Raw genomic sequence first — 21,183 nt, 5'->3', positions numbered from 1 at the left:
AATTTTGAAGATATTGATTTTTACTTTAAATATTGTCTATACAGAAATATGACCTCATCCCTTTTATTAATAAGCTTCAAGTATTACAGACTTAGGAAAAATATCAATAAATTTATTTAGTTAAATGGAACCAAACTCCTTGAGTAGACATATACTTGCTTATCTTTTCGCATTAATGCGCTAGTAAATTGGCGCTTTCTATTGTTTAGAACAACTTCAATTTGAGCTTGAAAGAAGTTAGATTTAACATCAATAAGACCACTTGCCTGCTTTTTCTTTTGACTATCAACCGCTGAAAAAGCACTCAATTGCCACAATTCATCAACATTTTGGAAGAACTTTAAATTTTGCTGTCGCGCCTGTAATTCTTTTTCGATCGCTCCAACATCTAGTTTTTCATCAATACTTGCTAAAACCAATGGTGAAGCAGTATTGATGTTTAATTTCGTATTTTCTGGCAAAGCAGAAATATATGGGGCGATCAAATCATATTTTTTCCCATCAAAGCCTCTAACTAGCTTTAACTCTTCAATACGGTGAAATTTAGTATTCGCAGCCATATAGCTAGGATCTAAGCCTTGATAATAACTACTTTCTGCTCCCATTTGTCCAGCTGGCTCATCATTTGGGTCTTGCCAATCAATCACAGCCTGACTTAGCTCAGCAGGTAAACCTACTCGCACAAGCAAACGTTCAAACCAACTTTTAGCATCTTCATTTACCATACCTTCCCCATTGGTCAAATTATTTAAGTTAAATTTCCCGGACTCATCAAGCAAACGCCCTGAGACAGAACCATCTTCTACTGGGAACGGTGGCATAGGTTGTGCCCATGTCTCTTTTAAATGATCTACTCCACCCGCATTATTTGCATCTTGAATTAATAACTCCGAAAAAAAAGCTTCTGCACTTTTTGCATAGAGCAAAGATTGATTTTGACGCATTAAATAAGCTGTATTTTCCATAGTATTATTTTGATGTTTGGCAATAGAAGCAGCTAAAATTGTAGCCAAGGCAACCATAATAAGTATTGTCAGTAAAGCGACACCCTGTTGGTGCTTATAATTTTTAAACATTATGAGCCACCTTGTGGGGAAAGCGATAAATTACTTTGATTTAAGCTATAGATCCATTCATAACTTACTCCTGCTACAGTAAGTTGAATTTTTATTCCTTTCGGTAATTTTTTCAATTCGTTAGGCTTTGTTTGATCAATATTAACCTCAGGCCACTTTGTTACCTCTTGCGGAGTCAAAACCATAATCTGATATTGGTCAACCTGACTTAGCAAGGTACTCGATAAAGGTTGCTCATTATTCGAAGTATTCAAATTTGTATATTTAAGACGATATAATTTTTTTTGGTCTGCATCATAACGATATTCAATTCGTTCAAACGGTGATAAACCTTGTTTTAAAGGATCCGTTACACCTGCTTTGCTAAAACGCAGAATTTGATTATCAATTTCTAAAGCTGGATGAAGTTGGCCACCTTGATTTGCAGATAAAGGAATAATTTGCAGACTATCACGAAGAATTTGTTGATAAGCATCTTGTAACTCAAACAAATGCACTTCATGTTCAGCATTACGGTCACGAACTTTAAGCAAGTAATCGAAAATTTTCCACCCCAATAAAGATAAGACCGCAAAGATAGCAATCGCAACTAACAATTCAACCAACGTAAATCCTAAGGCGCGAGTTAATCGAGCATTGCTCGATCGCGCCGCAAGACGAGAAACCATGTTTCGAGTGTGAGGCTCTCTAAAGCGAAGCTTTGTCTGAGCGTAAGACGAAGAGCTATGCCCAGAGTAGTCAGTCGGAATAACACCCGACTGAGCTCTAAGATGAGAAGCAATGCTTTGAATTCGAAAATTCTTATTTTTTATCATTATTTTGCTTTCACTGGATAATTAAAAAAGACCATATGAGTAATACCGTTTTGTACTTTTCCCTTATCCGGATCATATAAGCTAACTTGTACATCAATTTTTTGAACATTAGGGCTAACAGTTGATTCAGCTGATTTATAAATCTGCCAAGTCTCTCCTTGAGAAGTTACTTGCTTAGTTTGAGTGCCCTGCAGCCACTCTTGATTAATCTCCATCATAGCAATTTCATTCATAGCTACAAATTGAGCTTTAGTTCTTAAAATGGCATTAGAAGTAGACTGAGTGTACTGCATTGCCACTTTAGTTAAAGCAACAGCTGCTACTGCAAAGATTGCCAAAGCAACCATAACTTCTAAGAGGGTAAAGCCTTTAGATTTCATTTATTTTACCCAAATGATCTATTTGTATTTCTGAACCAATCGGTTTTTGCTCTAGATAAAATTGTATTTTGACGGTCTTGGCTTCTCCATTGCCAAACCAGATAAGCTGAGGTGTTTGTCCACCAACCAAATCGGTATTTTTAGCTTTAGAATAATTCTCACCATCTAAAGGCTGTACTGAAAAAGACACATGCGCAGGAAGTTGTCGTGTTTTAAATTCGGTATATTTCTGCCAGCGATTTTTTAAGTCTTGTACTTGTAAAGTGCTTTGATCGTGATATTCGTATAATTCATAAGAAAATGGTGAGACATCTGTCTCACCATGAGTTTCTAAAGCTAATACACGTGATTGGTCTAGTGATTCTTTATTAATTTTCTGTAAATCGAGTAAAAATAACTCTCTTGCCTGCATTGCCTTTTTTTGGTCTATACCACCGATATTCAATACAACAAGTGAAGTCATAATTGTCATAATCACAATGACTACCATCACCTCTATGAGGGTAAAGCCTTTTTGTGATTGAAATGATTTCAATTTCATATTGACCTATTAAGCGTATTGTTCAACTGCTTGTTTCGGTAAGGCCAACGCCTGATCAATATAAGCTACTCTCAAAGTGTCTCTTGAACCCAAATAACGCTGGTAAAAACTTGAATTCAGAATTGCCGCAGCTCCATGAGTAAGGGACCAAATTGAAGCCAAGTAATCTCGCGTAGTCATATGACTCTGGATTGATTCTAAATAATGATCAGTCATACGAATAATAATACGTAAGCGCTGTTTTCTTACTTGATACAGTTCATTAAAAAGATGATGCACACCTTGTGCTGTAATCGAAAGCTTTTCTTCAATTTGATGGAACAAAACTGTTCGTTCCGGGTGGTGCAAATGATGCAACATAAAGAAAGCCAAATGCTCTGGAAAAGCTTTCTCAGTGTCTTGGACCATTTCGAGTAACATGCGCTCATTACGAATAATCAACAACATGTACAATTCATCTTTGCTTTGAAAATGTTTGTACAAAGTACCTTTTGCCAAATCAAGCTCAGCAGCCAGCACATCAAGTGTCATTCCGGCTTCGCCATTTTCTAACAACAACTGTTCCGCAACTTGAAATATTAACGCTTCTCTTGCTCGGAACTGAGCTTGACGGTCCATCTTCACGCAATTACTCTCTTTGTATAGTTTCTATAAGTTAAATCGCTTTGAGTAAATTTTCGAAATTTTGCGAGGTGATTCTTGCAATTTCCTCAACCGATTTATCATATACCTCACTAAGTGCTTTCGCTACATAGGGTACGTATTTTGGTTCATTTGTTTTACCACGATATGGCACTGGAGCCAAATAAGGACTATCTGTTTCAATTAAAAGTCGATCTAAAGGCACTTGCTTGGCAACATCTCGTAAATCTTGAGCATTTTTAAATGAAACAATACCTGAAAAAGAAATATAGTACCCGCAATCTAATACAGCTTTTGCTGTTTCCCAGTCTTCAGTAAAACAGTGCAAAATACCATGCGTAGATTGTTCAGCTCGAATAATATCTACCGTATCATGTTTTGCTGAACGCGTATGAACAACTACTGGCTTTCTTACACTTTTAGAAGCTTGAATATGTCGAGCAAAACAAGCCTTTTGCTCATTAATAAAATCAGTGCTATGGTAATAATCTAGGCCTGTCTCACCTAAAGCCCACACTTTTTCTGATTGAGCTAACTCAGTCAGATACTCAGTCGTTGCTCGGGCCATGATGTCTACATCCTCACAAGGATGCACACCAACGGTATACCCAACGTCTTCATGACGCTTTGCGATTTCAGCTAAAGCAATATGATCATCAAGGTCAACTGAAATTGCCATAAACTTAGAGACACCTTCTGCTCGCGCAGCAGCAAGGGCAAGATCTAAATCACCATTATAAGGTGTTAAATCTAACATTGTTAAATGGCAATGGGTATCAACAAACACTGTTCTTTCCTATCTGCTTACATAGTATAACTTGGACGATCTAAAGACATACTACCAGCTAAAATCCGTTCAGCCTCAGCTTTATAGTAAATGCCTTTATCACCACTTAATTGGATTGCGAAGCCTTGAGGCTTAAAACCACTTTGCTTATGTGAAATCCACACTACTTTACCAGTTAAAGGGATTTTTTGTGATTGTTCTGGTAACGTAGCTAAAATAAAAATTTCTTGCCCCATCTTCACCTTTTGCTTCGATGGCACAAATAAGCCCCCACCTTGTACGTACCCCATATAGCTTGCTTGTAAGGTTGCTCTATCAGGAATATTGACCTGAATAATTCCACCCATTTGTGGTTGCATTATAATTTCCCCTTAAACGTTCATTAATTTTATAAAAAGTTGATCTATGATGAGTTGTGTTTGTACATTTTGTTCAACTAATCTTTTAGATTGCTGCAATTCCTCATAAAGACTGAATAAGCTCTCTAAATTATAGTTTTGCGCCAATTGAACGTACTGTAAATCTATATTTTTCTGTGGTTGATTGAGCTTGACACAAATTAAATCTCCTAACAAGTATTCAAGAAGCATCATAAAATCACTAAAGTTAAGCTCTTTTTGCCATTTAACCGAATAAAATAAAGGCATGTTTTTTTGATTAACTACCTTAGTCCAGTCTTCTAAAAAGGACTGTCTTTTCGCAAACCAATCACTCGTGGCAATTTCAACTGCTTGTAAAGGCATATCATTAGAAAGACCTAACAATAATTCAGGTGGCACTGACGCAATTTCAGCCAAATGCTCATTTAGATAAGATGTTGCCTGCTCATATGAAATACGGTCTAAAGCAAAATGCTGTAAGCGACTTCGAATGGTGGCTGGTAATTTCAAATAGTGATCAGCCAACAAAATTAAAACAACACGCTCACCGGGTTCTTCTAAAGTTTTTAACAGCGCATTTGATGATGCAAGATTTAAAGCTTCGGCTGGTTCAATAACAATAACACGCCATCCTTCACCAGTTTGCTGGACAAATGGCAATAGATCTCGAATTTTTTCTATTTTAATTTTTGCATTCTGTTTTTTATTTTCTTCATCAGTCGTGATATGAACATAGTTCGGGTGCGTGTCTGATTTTAACCATTGACAGCTACTACACTCACCACAAGCCCCCTGAGGCTGTTTATTTAAACAAAGGACCCATGCTAAAAAATGCTTGGCAAAAGCATGCTTACCACAACCTTGTTTACCATAAAATAATAAGCCATGCCCAATATTAGGAAAACGTGTTGTTAACGTTTCCCACATTGTCTGTTGCCACGGATAAACCTTAGAAGTCACATTCTGATTCATTAAATTAACACTTACTCAAAAGACTCAACAGGCAAATTATTTAGACGGTCAAGATCGGCTTGGGTATCAACACCCGGCGGTAAATTTGCTTCTGCTACAGCAATAGCAATACGGTGCCCGTTTTCTAAAACACGTAATTGCTCAAGACTTTCCAACTTTTCAAGTTTACCCATGTCCCATGTAACATATTCTTGTAACAAGTTCACACGATAAGCATATAAACCTAAATGACGAAATGCTTGGGTATGTAAAGTTGGTTCAGCTTGTTTAGCACCATCTCGATCATAAGGAATAGTTGCACGACTAAAATATAAAGCTTCATTTTGATTAGACATAACCACTTTCACAATGCTATCACGCTGAAATTCATCCAATGCATGAATAGGCTCACATAATGTAGACATTGAGCAATTTGGTTTGTCAACCAGAAGCTTGGCAACCTGTTGAACAAGTTGAGCTGGTAGTAAAGGCTCGTCACCTTGTACATTTACAATAATGTCATCAGCATTCCATCCTTTAATACGAGCAACTTCGCTTAAACGATCTGTCCCCGATGGATGGTCAGCACTTGTTAAAACAACATCAACACCCTCTGCACGGCATATTTCAGCAATACGCTCGTCGTCAGTTGCTACACATAAATCATCGAAGCCTTCAACTTTCTTTGCCTGATCTACGACACGTAAAATCATAGGACGATCATGAATAAGTAACAATGGCTTACCTGGCAAACGCGAACTTGAGAAGCGTGCTGGAATAACGATGTGTTTCATTTTTTCTTCCTAAGATATTTGAATATCAAGCTTTTGCAATTGCTGATTTAAAACCTGATAGCACTCTGCAGACAAAACTGCTTTAACAGGTACGACCCAAATAGGCCGTTTAAATTCTGGATACTTTTCAAGTAAAGGTAACAACTTAACCGCATCTTTTTCAGTCGTAATGATAGGCTGATCATCATTAAATACAAGGTCATCAATAACGTAATCATGATGATCACGAAATGCATGCTCTTGAAATTGATTTACACCTAAACCTTTAAGTGTTTGGTAAAAGCGCTGAGGAAAACCAATACCCACTACTGCATGGTAATTATTTTGTGTATTGAATGATAATTCAATTGCTGAAGAAGGATTCAATAAGTAAGGATGCCCCGCTTCTAGATGCATATACATTGCTGTTGAAGGGGCAAATGTATGTTCGATTACTGTACCCGTTTTTAAACGTTCAGCAGGTTCACGCAAATAGCCTTCTGGTAATAACTTTCTATTTCCAAGTCCACGATTTTGATCAAGCACAATCCATTCTATTTGACGACCTAAAGCCCAGTGTTGTAATCCATCATCACTAATAATTAAATCTAGTTTTGTGGATGCTAATAATAACTCGATTGCAGCCTGTCTATTCGGTCCTACTGCCATAGGCACACCAGTTGACTGTACAATCAAAGCAGGCTCATCCCCTGCTTCAGCTGCCTGACTGGCCGATGTTACCAACATAGGAAAAGGACCAGCTCCACCATAACCGCGACTAATTACGCCTACTTTTACATTATGCTGTTTTAAGTAATTGACTAGTTCTATTAATAATGGAGTTTTGCCACTACCACCTACTGTAATATTGCCAATTACCATGACTGGTAGAGGTGCACTATAGGTTTTTTTTAAACCTGAATTATAAAAATAACGATTCAATAAAAACCCAGCACGATACAAACATGACAACGGACGCAAAACAATCAACCAACTTGATTGCTTATTCCATGCGTTTTGTATTAGCTGGGCCAAAGACATGCTTAGTTGTCCTCAAAATTACGCTGATGTAATTGATAATAAGCACCATGCTTAGCAAGTAATTCTTGATGAGTGCCTTGCTCAACAATTTGTCCACGATCTAATACAACAATACGATCTGCATTTTCAATTGTAGATAAACGATGAGCAATCACAATCGTTGTACGGTCTTGCATCGCCTCATCAAATGCTTGCTGAATAAAATGTTCAGATTCATTATCAAGCGCACTTGTCGCTTCATCTAAAATAAGAATTGGTGCATTTTTCAAAATTGCACGAGCAATTGCTATACGTTGACGTTGACCACCAGATAAGTTTAGACCTTGTGCACCTAAAACAGTATCGTAACCATTTGGTAAGTTCATAATAAAGTCATGGGCGTAAGCAGCTTTTGCTGCTGCGATAACCTCTTCATCACTTGCATTATGTAACTGACCATAAGCGATGTTTTCACGTACAGTCCGGTTAAACAAAACAACTTGCTGATTAACCATTGCAATTTGTGTGCGCAAACTTGAAAGTTCTATATCACGTATTGGTAAGTCATCTAAATAAATTTGACCACTTGAGACTTCTTGAAAACGTACCAACATATTCACTAATGAAGTTTTACCAGCACCCGAGCGCCCTACCAATGCAACTGTCTCACCTGGGCGAATATTTAAAGAAAAGTCTTTAATCGCCTGAGTACCATCAGCATAGTTAAGCACAACATGATCAAAACGAATTGCACCTTGCAATTGAGGTTTAAGTTGACCGGTATTTTCTTCTTCAGGTAAATCTAATAATTCGAAAACTGAATGTGCTGCCGCTAAACCACGCTGCAACTTTTCATTAATGTCAGTTAAGTTTTTAACAGGTTTAGAAAGAAGTCCTGCTGCTGTAATATACGCAACAAACTCACCAGCACTGGTATTTCCTAAAATTTGTGGTCTTAAGGCTAACCATACAATAAGAGCCATTGCACAAGCCATTACAACTTGAACAACAGGACTATTTAGGTTTTGTACAATCACCATTTTTAAACCGCGTTTTAGATTCTCTTCAGACGACTTATAAAAACGCTCTTGTTCTGAGTCTTCACCAGCGAAACTTTTAACAACTGCATTACCACTAATACTTTCTTGTACGACATGGTTAACATCGCCCATAGTGTCCTGAACTTGCAGTGAAAGTTTACGCATTCTTTTTGATGCTTTGCGCACCAAAACCCCAATAATAGGTAAGAACACCATAATACAAAGGGTCAGACGCCAATTTGTATAAAACAAATAACCTAGTAGCCCCAATGTAATCATACCATCACGAACAATAGTTTTTAATGATTCAGATGAAGCAGCTGTGAGTTGCTCAACGTTATACATAATTTTAGCTGTAATATGTCCCGAAGAGTTATCGAGATAATATTGAGCCGGCAGTCTTAAAAGCTTTGCATAAACTTCTTGGCGAATACTAAAAACTAAACTACGGGAGATAACAGCAGTATAGTAGCCGCCCATAAATAGGCCTAAGCCACGGAAAAATACTAATAAAATGATTAATAAAGGGAACCAGTCTAGATCCGCTCTACTCGCATTTTGAATGGCATCAATAATAAATTTAATGAGCTTAGCAACAGAAACCTCTGTTGCTGAGTTCATACCGAATCCGATAAGAACTAATAAGGCCACGCCCCAATAAGGTTTTAAATAGGATATGAGACGCAAATAAACCTTAAAATCTTGATTCACTCAGAAAAACCTCTAGAAGGAACTTTGGTACTAATATTGATGTTAACAAAACCGAGTTGTCCTGCTACATCCATAACACGAATAACATCCTGATGAGACGCTTTTGCATCTGCAGCGATGATAAACATAAAATCACGGCGCTCTTGAGCAATTTGCTTAATTGCAGTGCTCAAATCAGCGACTTCCTTGGTAGACAATGCTTGACCATTGACAGCGTAATGACCGCTAGAGTCTACCACGACTTCAATTTTATGATCGTACTGTTTTGGTGGGACGCCTTGGGCATCTGGTAAAGTTAGATTGATGCGACTTGGCTGATTAAAAGTGGTAGATAACAATAAAAACACCAGAATGAACAATAAACAATCAATCATGGGCGTTAGATTGATATGAATGTCTTCAACTTGAGAACGTTTAAACTTCATATTGCTACCTACCCATCAACCAACACGGCGATGTTCTTGCACAACAGAAGAACGTTTATAAAACAATGATGCATGAAAGAGTGTAGATTGTTGCTCTAACTCCGCAATGTAATTTTGTACCACTCTCTGAAAATAACGATAAGAAATAAGTGCAGGAATTGCAATGAGCATTCCAACCGCTGTCGTGATCAAGGCCTTTGAAATACCAGGAATCATTAAACTTGGACTACCTGCCGAACCAAAATCAATCACGAGAAAAGACTCAATAATCCCTACAACTGTTCCAAGTAACCCAAGCAAAGGTGCTATAGCACTTAAAGTTCCCAAGAAGTTAATATTTTTTTCTAAATAAGAAATTTCTTGAGAAGCCATTGCTTCCATTTGAGCCCGAGCAAATTGCTCTCCATGCTCCTGATGCTCAAAACCAGCTTTTAGAATATTTCCTAATGCTGTACTTGAGGCATCAGTATCTTGCTCCAAATTTGTAATGATATGAGAAATATCTGCACTACCATCACTCATCAGTGCTTTAGGCAAAACTTGTGAACGTCTCAAACGTATAAAACGTTCAATACTAATAGCGACCGTTAAAATTGAACACAAAATTAAAGGCAGCATTAACCAGCCGCCCGCTTTCACAAGTTCCCACATATTTTCTTCCCCAAGAATATAAATTAGAAATATATGACCTAACTTAGAATTAATCTGGCAAACAAATATTCAAAATACCATCTAACTCATCGAGTGAATGATAATGAATAACAAGTTTCCCTTTACCTTTCTGGTTATGATCAATTTTAACATTGGCACCAAAACGTTCCGATAATTTCTGAGTTAATTGCTCAATGTCTGGTGCAACAGGAGTTTTTTCCTTTTCCTGTTTAGGTTCGTTCCAATCACGTACTAATTGCTCAGTTTGACGAACGGATAATCCCTTTTCAATGACAATTTTAGCTACTTCAAGTTGCTCTTTACCTTTTAAAGTCAAGATGGCACGAGCATGGCCCATATCAAGCTGGCCTTGTTGCATAAATTCTTTAATGTCATCAGCCAAACTCAATAGACGCAACAAGTTACTGACCGTTGTTCTCGCTTTACCTACAGTATCGGCAATTTCCTGATGACTCAAACCAAATTCATCATGAAAACGTTGTAATGCCAAGGCTTGATCAATTGGATTTAAATCTTGACGTTGAATATTCTCAATAAGTGCTAAAGCTATCGCGACCTGATCATTTAAATCACGAACAATTGCTGGAATTTCAGTTAAACCGGCAATTTGTGCTGCACGCCAACGACGCTCACCTGCAATAATTTCGTAAGGATGAGCTTCATCATCTACAGGACGGATAACAATTGGTTGCATTACCCCATGTTTTTCAATAGAGGATGCCAATTCTTGTAAATCATGTTCATGGATAAAACGACGTGGCTGATATTCACCTCGCTTCAACAAATTCACATCAATTTGCTTTAACTGACCATGATCAAGTGCTTGAGCTTCTAATTGTAATTTTTCTTTTTGAATTGAACCAAGTAATGCATCTAAACCACGCCCTTTCGCCAATCCGCGTTTTTTGATGCTCATACTTTACTTCCTTTCTTTACTTTACTTTTCTTTAACATCTCAGCTGCAAGATTTAAGTATGCAACTGCACCCTTTGAACTCTTTTCAAAATAAATCACTGGCAAACCATGCGCTGGCGCTTCGGCCAAACGAACATTACGTGGAATCACAGTGTCATAAAGTTTCTTACCAAAATACTGCTCCAACTCAGCTGATACATCGCGAGTTAAGGCATTACGTGCGTCGTACATCGTACGTAAAACACCGATAATTTCTAAATCAGGATTTAATGCTTTTTGAATACGATCGATTGTTTGGGTTAAATCAGCCAAACCTTCCAATGCATAGTACTCACATTGCATAGGAATGATTACACTATCTACGGCAGCCAAGGCATTTACCGTAATTAAACTTAAGCTAGGGGCACAGTCAACAATAATATAGTCAAAAGAATTTCTAATTTCGTTCAGAGCATTCTTTAAAATGAACTCACGACCTTCTTGTTCGGCAATTGCCAGTTCAACACCTGAAAGCTCACGGTTTGAACCCAAAACTTTATATCCAACCTCTGCCTTTTGAATTGCAGTTTCAATTGGCACTTCACCCAATAACACATCAGTGATTGAGTAAAGTAGATCATTCTTTTGAATACCAGACCCCATCGTAGCATTACCTTGTGAATCTATATCAACAAGTAATACACGTTTTTTCAATACAGCAAGTGATGCTGCAAGATTTACTGCAGTCGTTGTTTTACCAACACCACCTTTTTGGTTTGCAATCGCAATAATTTGAGCCATGGTAACCCTAATACTTTTTATTTAAATTCGTTGAAGTAAAAGTAAATGACGTTGTTCATCAAGTCTTGGTACATGCAGTTCAATCACTTTACATGAAAATTCCTGCTTAAGCTCTTCCATTTCTTCAACTGGAATCAATCCTTTCATCGCAGCAATTATACTATGCTCATGTAAATATGGACGTGCAGCCTCAACAAAATCAGTTAAAGATGCAAATGCACGACTTGTGATCACATCAAATTGACCAAGCTCATCAATTGTATCTTGATTTTCAACACGCGTTTGCACAGCTACTACGTTTTTAAGCTTAAGGTCAGCAATAAACTGTTTCAAAAAACGAATTTTCTTACCATTTGAGTCAAGCAATACACAAGAGCGCTCTGGTTGACATAAAGCAATGATCATGCCTGGCATACCACCACCAGTACCAACATCAAGCAATCGACCTGGTGGTAAATCTTTCAAAATACTTAGGCTATCTAACAAATGCTTCACTAACATCTCTTTCGGATCACGAATCGCTGTTAGATTATAAGCTTTGTTCCAAAGTACCAAAGCATCTTGATACTTTAACAATAATGTCAAAGCTTCATCGCTAAGCGACAAACCTAATTTTTGACTACCCTGTTGTAACTCTTGAAAAAATGGATGCATAAACAAATAACATCTAAGTAAAATTTAAAACAAAGTATACCCATTTATGCATCGTGGAACACTATTTAACGATTAGGGATTACGCAGTTAATCGTAGAAGCCTTCACGAATTTGCAAATCTAGCTCCATTAAACGTTCAGGCGTTCCCACATCCACCCATGCACCCTTAAGCTTTTCAGCAGATATTCTTTGATTCTGCATCGCTTGCTTCAACAATGGTGCTAACGGACGTTTACCAGGCTCCAATCCATCAAAGAGCTTAGGATTGATAACAGATACCCCACTAAAAGTGAGATTCTCGCCCTTCACATCTTGATCGAATGCAAAAGCACGTCCATCCAATAATGTAAAGTCGCCTTCAGGATGTTGTTTAGGATTATCAACCAACACAAGATGAGCTAAATCATCATTTAGCTTAATATCGCGTAGCGCTTCAAAACCCATTGTGGTCCATACATCACCATTCACTAGAATAAATGGATCTGTTCCAAGCAGTGGCAAAGCATTAATAATTCCACCAGCTGTTTCCAGCCCTTCTTCTTCTCGTGTCCAACGGATGTCCACACCAAATTGAGAACCATCACCTAAGCTACTGATGAGCTTATCAGCCAACCAGGCAGAATTGATGACTATTTCAGTCACACCAATTTTCTTAAGCTTTTCGATATGCCACACAATAAGTGGCTTACCCCCCACCTCAAGCAGAGGCTTTGGTGTATATAGCGTAAGTGGACGCATACGATTGCCCAAGCCAGCAGCAAGAATCATTGCTTTCATTATGCTGCTACCTCATAGGGGCCATATTTTTCTATAAACTTAGGCATGACTGAGTTACGAATAAACGTCATGAAGTCATCAAGCTCATGATAACCACGACTCTCTTCAATTAAATACCACATGACTCGCGGCAAGTCTTTTAAATATCCAGACTTACCATCTCGCTCAAACAGACGAACAAAAATGCCCAAAATCTTGATATGACGTTGAATTGCCATTAAATCGGCATCACGTTTAAATTGCTCAAAAGTTCGGTTTTGTTTAGCAGATGCTGGTAAAAGCTCATAGAAAACTTTAAACCATTGATAAACACGCTCAGCATTCCACTGTACATACGCATCACGTGTAATCGAGATTAAATCATAAGTGTCGGCACCAATAACCGCATCTTGAAAGTCGATTACCCCCAATTCTTCTTCATTACTAATTTTCATTAAATTACGACTATGAAAATCACGATGCACAATAACTTGCGGTTGTGCCAATGCAGCATGAGCTAAGAAATCAAATGCGTCATCAATAGTTTTCTTTTGCTCAGCCGTTGGATGAATCCCAAGTGATGGCAACATCCAATCTGTTAGCAGCTGCATTTCAGACATAAGCTTTTCATAAGAATAAGCTGGGAAATGATCAATACCATTAATTGATTGCAAATGAGTGAGCTGTTTAAAGCTTTGTTCGTAATATTGATCAACTGTTGCATCATTTAATAATGTCGACAACAGCACATCACCAAAATCTTCTAGCAATAGAAAACCTTGTGTTAAATCCTTTGCAACAATTTGAGGCACTCGGACCCCATGCCCTGCAAAAAATTCGTCAATGGTTACAAACGGAACACAGTCTTCTTTTTCAGGAGGCGCATCCATAAGCATATAAGTTTTATTTTGTAACTGGATGCGAGCATAACGGCGAAAGCTGGCATCCCCTGCTAAATAAGCGATCTGAAATTGATCATTTTCAAGAACAGATGTAAGCCATGTATGTATCAATTGTTCACGTTGTGTATTCATTTGCAATAAAATCTAAAACAAGCTGAGATTTTTGAAGGGTTAAGTGTAGCCACTTATAAACTTTTTCTCTATGATGCGACAATAATTAATTGTGAATTAGCATACTTGGTTAATGAGACAATGAAGCATCAGTTTAAATTTAATCCTTTAGCGACCGCTATTTTTACGCTCTTATGTGGCTCCATACAATCAAGTTATGCTGAGTCAGCTGGTGTTGTCTCCAACATAGACAATAATCAACTTAAGGCGAGTATTAAGGAAGCCTATCCTGGGCAGGAATTCTTTCAACAATATTATGTTGATAAATCTGCACCTGAAGCGCAGTTGCGCAATAATAAATATTTGAGTTCGGCATTTTGCCAAGGAACTTGGATTACACCGATTAATCCTGAAACTAAAGCATTAGATGCAGATAAGGCTACATCGGTTGTAACGGCGGATTATGGTCATTACAACCCTGCTGGCGATTCTGAGCTAGAAGGAAACGTAGTAATAGATCAAGAAGGTCGTACTGTACGTGCCGATAAAGTTACCATCGATAAAACTCAAACATTTGCTCATGCACAAGGTCGAGTGCAGTTAGCCCAAGGCGGCTTACTCTCTCAAAGTGATGAAATTAATTACAATTTAAAGACTCAAACTGGTGATTTAAATAATAGTTTTTATATTTCTGAACAGCAGCATGCACATGGTCACGCTGGAAAAATCGAAAGAACCTCTCCAAATGTAATGGTTCTTAATGATGCAAGCTATACCACTTGTCCACCAGGCCAAAAGCCTGCTTGGAAAATTCAGGCTAATAAAATTGAGCTAAATCAGGAAACTGGTCGAGGCGTCACTCGTAATGCAAAAATCTATGTTAAAGATGTGCCAGTTATAGCAGTTCCATACTTTAACTTCCCAATTGATGACCGTCGAACTACGGGTATTCTTAACCCACAGTTTGGTTTTTCAGGTTTCTCAAATAGTGGTGGTGGCGGTGAACTTTCTGTTCCAATTTATTTAAATCTTGCACCTAATTATGATGCAACGATTACTCCACGATATCTATCAGAACGTGGAGCTATGCTCAAAGGTGAATTTCGCTATTTAACGGATGGCTTCGGTGCAGGGGTAATATCAGGCGGTATTCTTCCATCTGATAAAGAATATAACGATAAAGACCGTAAAGATTTTAATTTCCTCCACAACTGGAATATTAATGATCAATGGTCTACTAACCTTGAATATCACTATGCATCTGATAAAGACTATTTTGCAGACTTAGACAGCAGTCCAAACTCTAAAACCGATGTAAATCTACGAAGAGCTTGGGAACTGAACTATCAACATGGTATTCCGGGTTTAAAAGCTCAGCTTAAAGTTGAAGACTTCCAGACGCTAGATCCTTCAGTTTTGGATGCGAATAAACCTTATGCCCGTTTACCACAGTTCTTATTAAACTACGTAACTGGTAATCCACAAGGTCTACAGTACGAATTTAATAACGATACTGCATACTTTAAAAAATCAATTAATGATGGTTCTGCTCAGGAAAGTAGCGGTACACGTATTTATAACCAGTTTGCAACACGTTATAACTATCGTACACCAGCAGCTTTTGTTATTCCTGAAGTTTCTGTACGTTCTATCCAGACTTTTTATGACAAAGATAGCATTGCCTCACAAGGTTTAGATGCCAGTTCAGAGTCTAAATCAGTCGTCGTACCTCAGTTTACTTTAGATACTGGTCTTACTTTTGAACGTGATGGTAAATATCTTCAAACAATTACTCCACGTGCATTTTATGCCTATGCCCCTTATAAAGATCAGAATGGTTATCCAAACTTCGATTCAACCTCTGCTTCAGTTAACTACGATCAACTCTTTAACCCTTACCGCTTCTATGGGCATGACCGCCTTGAAGACAACAATTTCTTATCACTTGGCGTAAGTTATAGCCTTTTTGATACAGTAGGTTTAGAACGTTTACGTGCAAGTGTAGGTCAAAGCTATTATTTTGAAGATCGACGTGTAACTCTACAAAATCAACCTGATACATTTGATACCGAACGCAATACAGGACCAGTTGTAAGCTTAACAAGCCAACTTAACCAGAACTTTACGATTGCAGCAAATTCAGCTTGGATGTCAAACGGCGATAACGCACAGCGTGATTTCCAAGTTTACTACACGGGTGACAAAGGCAACCTATATAACTTAGGCTACTTCTATCGTAAAGATATCCCTGGTCGCCAAGATAACTATGACCAAGTTGTTGCATCGTTTATACAACCAATTAAAGACAACTGGCGTATTATGGGTCTTGTTCAATATGACATGGACAATGATGTGGCTCGTGAGCTGTTATTAGGTGTTAACTATGAATCATGTTGCTGGGGTATCTCAGTCTACGGTCGTTCTTACTATAACGACCTAGATGATCCAAAATCTCCTAATGTTAACGAGAAACGCGCGATTATGGCTGAAGTCACACTTAAAGGTTTAGGTGGTTTAAATAACAAACTTGCATCTATACTTGAAAATCGCGTTTTAGGTTTTAACAAAATTAATCAATCTTGGACACAACGTTAATGAAGGCAAAGCATCTTAAACAGTTTTTTAAAGCAACAACCCTTGCTGTATTAATATCTTCATCAATGCATAGTTTTGCCCAACCCACTGATGAAGTTGTGGCAATTGTGGACAATAGCGTAATTTTAAAAAGTGACCTTGAACAGGGAATGGCAGAAGCCACTCACGAGTTACAGGCACAAAAAAAAGAAGTACCACCTCAACAATACTTACAATTTCAAGTTTTAGACCAACTCATCTTGCGTCAAGCTCAACTTGAACAAGTAAAACGTTATGGTATTAAACCTGATGAGAAAAGCCTAAACGAGGCAGTACTTAAAGTAGCGAGTCAATCTGGCAGTAAAAGTTTAGAAGCATTTCAACAAAAATTAGATGCGATTGCTCCAGGAACGTATGAAAATTTACGTGGCCGTATTGCTGAAGATTTAGCAATTAATCGTCTACGCCAACAGCAAGTGATGTCACGTATTAAGATTAGTGATCAAGATGTTGACAATTTCTTAAAATCACCACAGGGTCAAGCTGCTCTAGGCAATCAGGCACATGTGATCCATATGCGAATTTCTGGAGACAATCCTCAAGAAGTTCAAAGTGTAGCTAAAGAAGTTCGTTCAAAGCTGGCTCAAAGCAATGATTTAAATGCTCTCAAAAAACTTTCAACTGCAACAGTAAAAGTTGAAGGTGCAGACATGGGATTCCGTCCCCTTTCTGATATTCCGGCTGAACTCGCTGCCCGTATTACTCCCCTACAAGATGGTCAAACCACTGATCTAATTTCTGTACGAGATGGTGTACATGTTCTAAAACTCTTAGAACGCAAGCAAAATGAACAAAAAGCCTTGGTACCACAGTATCAAACACGCCATATTCTTATTCAGCCTTCCGAAGTAGTAAGTCCTGAAAATGCAAAACAAATCATTGATAGCATTTACAAGCGATTGAAGGCAGGTGAAGATTTCGCCACTCTTGCGGCAACTTATTCAAACGATACAGGTTCCGCGCGTGACGGTGGTAGTTTAGGCTGGGTTAATCCAGGAATGATGGTACCTGAGTTTGATAAAAAAATGCAGGAAATTCCTGTAGGTCAAATTAGTGAACCTTTCCAAACTCAATTTGGCTGGCATATTCTACAAGTGACAGACAAACGCGAAAAAGATATGACTCACGAATATCAAGAGCGTATGGCACGTCAAATTTTAGGTGAACGTCAATTCAATACTGAAATTGATAGCTGGTTACGTGAAGTACGTGCAAATGCTTATGTAGAGATTAAAGATCCAAGTCTCGACAAAAAGAATCTGCAAAAGTAAGTTAATTTTTATTTAATTAAAACCTGTGTTTATCACAGGTTTTTTTATGGATAAGATTTAGATAATAAAAAAACCGGTTACATAAATAACCGGTTTCCATAAATCAAACCCTATCGGGAATTATTTATAACGATCCACCATTTTCTCTAATGAAATTGGACGGATCTTGTCAGCATTACCTGCTGTACCAAAGGCTTCATAACGATCGATACAAATTTGCTTCATTGAATCGACAGTTTTAGCAAAGTACTTACGTGGATCAAATTCAGCTGGATTCTCCGCCATGAAACGACGAATTGCACCTGTTGAAGCTAAGCGTAAGTCAGTATCAATATTGATTTTACGTACACCATGTTTAATTGCTTCTACAAGCTGCTCAACTGGCACACCATAAGTCTCACCGATATTGCCGCCAAACTCATTAATTACTTTTAACCATTCTTGTGGTACAGAGCTTGAACCGTGCATTACAAGATGAGTATTTGGTAATGCCGCATGAATTTCTTTAATGCGATCAATTGCTAAAATGTCACCTGTAGGTGGACGTGTAAATTTATAAGCACCATGTGAAGTACCTACAGCAATTGCTAAGGCATCAACATTCGTGTCAGCAACGAATTGCTTCGCTTCATCAACAGAAGTTAAAAGTTGAGAATGATCGAGTACACCTTCTGCACCAACACCATCCTCTTCTCCAGCCATACCTGTCTCAAGGCTACCTAAGCAACCGATTTCGCCTTCAACAGACACGCCACAAGCATGAGCCATTGCTACGACTTGACGAGTTACATCTACGTTGTAATCGTAAGTTGTAGGGGTTTTACCATCAGCACCTAATGAACCATCCATCATCACTGAGCTAAAACCAAGTTGAATAGAGCGTTGGCATACATCAGGGCTAGTACCATGGTCTTGGTGCATTACCACTGGAATGTGCGGCCACTCTTCGATTGCAGCCAAAATAAGATGGCGTAAGAATGGAGCGCCTGCATATTTGCGAGCTCCAGCTGATGCCTGAACAATTACAGGTGAATTGGTTGCATCTGCGGCAAGCATAATTGCACGCATTTGTTCTAAGTTATTTACGTTAAATGCTGGTACGCCGTAGTTATGTTCCGCAGCGTGATCCAAGAGCTGGCGCATTGAAATGAGTGCCATAATATCCTCCCAGGTAGTGCGGCTTATTCTACCTTGTCATTTATTTCAATTCAGCAACAAATCACAGTATTTCAAAAAAAATCCCTGCATTTGCAGGGACTTTTTAACAAAAAACAACAAATTAATGAGTTTCTGAAGCAGCCGCCTCGCTAGACGCACTACCTTCAACCACATCTGTATTCTTTTCATCTAAAACTGGCTTATCAAGCGAATCAATTGTAGCTTGCTGTTCAGGAGTTACTTTATCAGAAACTGCTGTAGATGCTGCATCTTGTCCTGCTTTAGAAGACTCTTCTTTTTTCGCACAAGCAGTCAACATCACTGGAACAATTAATAAAGCAGCTAAGGTAAGTTTTAAATTCATCACTATTTTCCACAATTGGTGATTTAGTGCTCATTATTTTATTTCAGTAATATGACAATTTAATGACTTATCAATGAAAAAGGGGTTGAACCCAACCCCTTCTTATTTTTACATATATGTATTATGCACGTTCTAATAAAACAGCCACTGCTGGCAAAGTTTTACCTTCAACAAATTCAAGGAACGCACCACCACCAGTTGAAATATAACCAATTTGGTCAGCAACATTATATTTATCAATCGCAGCTAAAGTATCACCGCCACCAGCGATCGAGAATGCATCAGATTGAGCAACTGCAAGAGAAAGTGCCTTAGTACCTTCACCAAATTGATCAACTTCAAACACACCAACGGGACCATTCCAAAGAATCGTTTTTGATGTTGTTAAAATATTTGCAAATGCTTTAGCTGTTTCAGGACCAACATCTAAAATCATATCGTTTGCAGTTACATCCTCAACTTTTTTAACAACTGCTTGTGCAGCCGCTAAAGAACCCAAGAAATCTTCAAAGTTAATTTGAGATGCATCCGCTACAACAACATCTGTAGGAAGTGGAACGCTTACTTTAGCAGCAATTTGTTTTGCTGTTTCTACCAAGTCAGCTTCGTATAGAGATTTTCCAACGTTGTAACCAGCGGCCGCTAAGAAAGTATTTGCGATACCACCACCAACAATAAGTTGATCACAAATAGTAGACAATGAGTTTAAAACATCAAGTTTTGTTGAAACTTTAGAGCCAGCAACAATAGCAACCATTGGTTTTTCAGGTGTTTGCATTGCACGGCCAAGCGCATCTAATTCAGCAGCCAATAAAGGACCAGCAGCTGCAACTGGAGCAAAACGTGCTACGCCCTCAGTAGAAGCTTCTGCACGGTGAGCAGTACCGAATGCATCCATCACAAATACATCACATAAAGCAGCATACTTTTGTGCAAGCTCAGGATTATTTTTCTTTTCACCAACGTTAAAACGAACATTTTCAAGCAAAACAACTTGTCCAGCCTGAACCTCTACACCATCAAGATAATCAGTAAATAATTTAACTTCTTGGCCTAATGCTTCAGTTAAATATGCTGCAACTGGTGCAAGTGATTGTTCAGGCTTTGGTTCACCTTCAACAGGACGACCTAAATGCGAAAATACCATTACAGCAGCGCCTTTTTCTAAAGCAGCTTTTATTGTTGGAAGTGCCGCACGTAAACGAGCATCGCTGGTAATCACACCATTTTTAACAGGAACGTTTAAATCTTCACGAATAAGTACACGTTTACCTGCTAAGTTAAGGTCAGTCATGCGCTGAAAATTCATGTAAAGCTCTCTTTATGATTTTAAAAACGCGCCAATTTTAAATGATTACATCAAAAAAGGTTAGTTTTTTTGCATAAAAGCTGTAGAAAGCCAAAGTTTTGATTATGATAGAGGTA

At 38.2% G+C, this 21,183-nt stretch carries 23 protein-coding genes; 2 read left to right on the top strand and 21 right to left on the bottom strand.

Features of this window, described 5'->3' with window-relative positions:
- Window positions 1–116: 116 nt before the first annotated feature.
- The 18 genes from gspK to ABLC00_RS08280 all read right to left on the bottom strand — a co-directional run bounded on the left by gspK (window position 117) and on the right by ABLC00_RS08280 (window position 14,352).
- Complete coding sequence (gene gspK, locus ABLC00_RS08365; protein ID WP_004887476.1) at window positions 117–1,076, bottom strand: type II secretion system minor pseudopilin GspK; 960 nt, start codon at window positions 1,074–1,076, stop codon at window positions 117–119.
- Entirely contained in the window at window positions 1,076–1,891 is an 816-nt protein-coding gene (gene gspJ, locus ABLC00_RS08360) for a type II secretion system minor pseudopilin GspJ (RefSeq protein ID WP_033846335.1), read from the bottom strand. Before gspJ ends, gspK begins: the two co-directional genes overlap by 1 nt.
- The gene (gene gspI, locus ABLC00_RS08355) at window positions 1,891–2,271 is read right to left on the bottom strand and encodes a type II secretion system minor pseudopilin GspI (protein WP_004887479.1); all 381 of its coding nucleotides are present in this window, start codon (window positions 2,269–2,271) and stop codon (window positions 1,891–1,893) included. The genes gspJ and gspI overlap by 1 nt, the downstream gene beginning before the upstream one ends.
- Window positions 2,261–2,812, bottom strand: a complete 552-nt coding sequence (locus ABLC00_RS08350; RefSeq protein ID WP_002049902.1) for a type II secretion system protein — start codon at window positions 2,810–2,812, stop codon at window positions 2,261–2,263. The genes gspI and ABLC00_RS08350 overlap by 11 nt, the downstream gene beginning before the upstream one ends.
- A gap of 9 nt (window positions 2,813–2,821) precedes the next feature.
- Window positions 2,822–3,430: a TetR/AcrR family transcriptional regulator gene (locus ABLC00_RS08345; protein WP_000375838.1), complete on the bottom strand. Its 609-nt coding sequence runs from the start codon at window positions 3,428–3,430 to the stop codon at window positions 2,822–2,824.
- Window positions 3,431–3,467: 37 nt separating this feature from the next.
- Window positions 3,468–4,241, bottom strand: coding sequence for a TatD family hydrolase (locus ABLC00_RS08340; protein WP_004887481.1), 774 nt, complete (start codon window positions 4,239–4,241; stop codon window positions 3,468–3,470).
- Window positions 4,242–4,258: 17 nt separating this feature from the next.
- Complete coding sequence (locus ABLC00_RS08335; protein ID WP_001183024.1) at window positions 4,259–4,600, bottom strand: PilZ domain-containing protein; 342 nt, start codon at window positions 4,598–4,600, stop codon at window positions 4,259–4,261.
- Between the two features lie 12 nt (window positions 4,601–4,612).
- Window positions 4,613–5,593: a DNA polymerase III subunit delta' gene (locus ABLC00_RS08330; protein WP_004887483.1), complete on the bottom strand. Its 981-nt coding sequence runs from the start codon at window positions 5,591–5,593 to the stop codon at window positions 4,613–4,615.
- Between the two features lie 11 nt (window positions 5,594–5,604).
- Window positions 5,605–6,366, bottom strand: a complete 762-nt coding sequence (gene kdsB / locus ABLC00_RS08325) for a 3-deoxy-manno-octulosonate cytidylyltransferase (RefSeq protein WP_004887485.1) — start codon at window positions 6,364–6,366, stop codon at window positions 5,605–5,607.
- 9 nt (window positions 6,367–6,375) lie between these two features.
- Entirely contained in the window at window positions 6,376–7,386 is a 1,011-nt protein-coding gene (lpxK, locus tag ABLC00_RS08320) for a tetraacyldisaccharide 4'-kinase (RefSeq protein WP_004887486.1), read from the bottom strand.
- Window positions 7,387–7,388: 2 nt separating this feature from the next.
- On the bottom strand, window positions 7,389–9,116 hold the full coding sequence (gene msbA, locus ABLC00_RS08315) for a lipid A export permease/ATP-binding protein MsbA (protein ID WP_006580783.1): 1,728 nt from the start codon (window positions 9,114–9,116) through the stop codon (window positions 7,389–7,391).
- On the bottom strand, window positions 9,113–9,541 hold the full coding sequence (locus ABLC00_RS08310) for a biopolymer transporter ExbD (protein ID WP_004887492.1): 429 nt from the start codon (window positions 9,539–9,541) through the stop codon (window positions 9,113–9,115). Before ABLC00_RS08310 ends, msbA begins: the two co-directional genes overlap by 4 nt.
- Window positions 9,542–9,556: 15 nt before the next feature.
- Complete coding sequence (locus ABLC00_RS08305) at window positions 9,557–10,192, bottom strand: MotA/TolQ/ExbB proton channel family protein (RefSeq protein ID WP_004887494.1); 636 nt, start codon at window positions 10,190–10,192, stop codon at window positions 9,557–9,559.
- A gap of 49 nt (window positions 10,193–10,241) precedes the next feature.
- The gene (locus ABLC00_RS08300; protein WP_004709129.1) at window positions 10,242–11,129 is read right to left on the bottom strand and encodes a ParB/RepB/Spo0J family partition protein; all 888 of its coding nucleotides are present in this window, start codon (window positions 11,127–11,129) and stop codon (window positions 10,242–10,244) included.
- Window positions 11,126–11,908, bottom strand: coding sequence for a ParA family protein (locus tag ABLC00_RS08295; RefSeq protein WP_002050124.1), 783 nt, complete (start codon window positions 11,906–11,908; stop codon window positions 11,126–11,128). Before ABLC00_RS08295 ends, ABLC00_RS08300 begins: the two co-directional genes overlap by 4 nt.
- A 21-nt stretch (window positions 11,909–11,929) precedes the next feature.
- Window positions 11,930–12,562, bottom strand: a complete 633-nt coding sequence (gene rsmG, locus ABLC00_RS08290) for a 16S rRNA (guanine(527)-N(7))-methyltransferase RsmG (protein ID WP_002050181.1) — start codon at window positions 12,560–12,562, stop codon at window positions 11,930–11,932.
- Window positions 12,563–12,649: 87 nt separating this feature from the next.
- The gene (gene murU / locus ABLC00_RS08285) at window positions 12,650–13,339 is read right to left on the bottom strand and encodes an N-acetylmuramate alpha-1-phosphate uridylyltransferase MurU (RefSeq protein WP_002049766.1); all 690 of its coding nucleotides are present in this window, start codon (window positions 13,337–13,339) and stop codon (window positions 12,650–12,652) included.
- The gene (locus ABLC00_RS08280; RefSeq protein WP_004887496.1) at window positions 13,339–14,352 is read right to left on the bottom strand and encodes an aminoglycoside phosphotransferase family protein; all 1,014 of its coding nucleotides are present in this window, start codon (window positions 14,350–14,352) and stop codon (window positions 13,339–13,341) included. Before ABLC00_RS08280 ends, murU begins: the two co-directional genes overlap by 1 nt.
- Before the next feature lie 120 nt (window positions 14,353–14,472).
- Here ABLC00_RS08280 and ABLC00_RS08275 point away from each other — a divergent pair, with 120 nt between their 5' ends.
- Together ABLC00_RS08275 and ABLC00_RS08270 are read left to right on the top strand one after the other, a co-directional pair.
- Window positions 14,473–16,926 carry an LPS-assembly protein LptD gene (locus tag ABLC00_RS08275; RefSeq protein WP_004709137.1) on the top strand — a complete coding sequence of 818 codons (2,454 nt, stop codon included), beginning with the start codon at window positions 14,473–14,475 and terminating at the stop codon, window positions 16,924–16,926.
- Complete coding sequence (locus ABLC00_RS08270; RefSeq protein WP_002050186.1) at window positions 16,926–18,236, top strand: peptidylprolyl isomerase; 1,311 nt, start codon at window positions 16,926–16,928, stop codon at window positions 18,234–18,236. The genes ABLC00_RS08275 and ABLC00_RS08270 overlap by 1 nt, the downstream gene beginning before the upstream one ends.
- Window positions 18,237–18,356: 120 nt before the next feature.
- Here the strand turns inward: ABLC00_RS08270 and fba are convergent, their stop codons facing one another.
- The 3 genes from fba to ABLC00_RS08255 all read right to left on the bottom strand — a co-directional run bounded on the left by fba (window position 18,357) and on the right by ABLC00_RS08255 (window position 21,067).
- Window positions 18,357–19,394, bottom strand: a complete 1,038-nt coding sequence (gene fba / locus ABLC00_RS08265; RefSeq protein ID WP_002049840.1) for a class II fructose-bisphosphate aldolase — start codon at window positions 19,392–19,394, stop codon at window positions 18,357–18,359.
- A 121-nt stretch (window positions 19,395–19,515) separates the two neighbouring features.
- Window positions 19,516–19,758 carry a hypothetical protein gene (locus ABLC00_RS08260; protein ID WP_004887500.1) on the bottom strand — a complete coding sequence of 81 codons (243 nt, stop codon included), beginning with the start codon at window positions 19,756–19,758 and terminating at the stop codon, window positions 19,516–19,518.
- Window positions 19,759–19,879: 121 nt separating this feature from the next.
- Entirely contained in the window at window positions 19,880–21,067 is a 1,188-nt protein-coding gene (locus ABLC00_RS08255) for a phosphoglycerate kinase (protein ID WP_004887501.1), read from the bottom strand.
- Between the last annotated feature and the right edge of the window lie 116 nt (window positions 21,068–21,183).

The organism is Acinetobacter nosocomialis, from assembly GCF_041021905.1.
In the GTDB taxonomy this organism is placed as follows: domain Bacteria; phylum Pseudomonadota; class Gammaproteobacteria; order Pseudomonadales; family Moraxellaceae; genus Acinetobacter; species Acinetobacter nosocomialis.
This window is presented reverse-complemented; position numbering and strand designations above follow the sequence as displayed.